Source organism: Micromonospora sp. ALFpr18c, from assembly GCF_008868155.1.
Taxonomy (GTDB): domain Bacteria; phylum Actinomycetota; class Actinomycetes; order Mycobacteriales; family Micromonosporaceae; genus Micromonospora.
In genome coordinates, this window is sequence record NZ_WBKR01000437.1 from 1 (window position 1) to 816 (window position 816).

General features: G+C 67.9%; 1 protein-coding gene. It reads right to left on the reverse strand.

Annotation, left to right across the window (positions count from 1 at the left end; all coding sequences use genetic code 11):
- Positions 1-202: 202 nt before the first annotated feature.
- Positions 203-673, reverse strand: coding sequence for a transposase (locus F8271_RS31580; protein ID WP_151493417.1), 471 nt, complete (start codon positions 671-673; stop codon positions 203-205).
- Between the last annotated feature and the right edge of the window lie 143 nt (positions 674-816).

An 816-nucleotide genomic window follows, 5' to 3' on the forward strand; every position in this document is an offset into this window, starting at 1 on the left:
CCCGGGCAGCTCCGTCGCGCGTGGACTCGTGCCATTGTTAGCGGCCGAGGGCCTCCACCACGTCGCCCACGACGACGACGGCGGGCGGGTGCGGGTTCGGGCGCGGTGTAGTCCGGCGGTGCGGGCGGCAGAGACCGGCAGGTCACTTGCGCGTCCTTTGCTCTGCTTCAACCGACGCAACACCTAGGGCGTATCTGGCGGATCATGGGGTTTGATCGGGTATGGCGCGGAGCCAGTCGAGGGTTTCGGCGAGGTCGAGTGTGGCCTGGTAGGAGTCGGCGAGCTTGTCGTACCTGGTCGCCAGGGCACGCCAGTGCTTGCGTCGGTTGAAGCCCCGTTCGACTTGGTTGCGGTTCTTATACTTCTCGGCGTCGAAGTCCGGTGGGCGCCCGCCGGATGCTCCTTTCCTTGCACGGTTGGCTTTCTGGTCGTCGCGCTCGGGGATCACGGCTTTAATCTTGCGGGCGCGTAGGGCGGCCCGGTTTGCCTTGCTGGAGTACGCCTTGTCGGCCGCCAGGGAGTCCGGGCGTTTGCGGGGCCGGCCGCCGCCGGGCTGGTTGACGGCGACCTGATCCAGCAGGGCGACAAGCTGTTTGGTGTCGGCTGCCTGGCCCGGGGTGACCCGCGTGGCGAGGGACGGGACTGTACAAATAACGGCTGATCGACCGATCAAGGGAGAGACGCCAGATGACGACCGAGACGACCGTGGGACAGCCGGCCGCCGAGCCGGTGGGTGCGGTGACGGATGAGCAGTTGATCGCGATGCTGGCCGATCGGGCTCGTGGGGACGGGCTGCGGTTGACCGGGGAGGGTGGG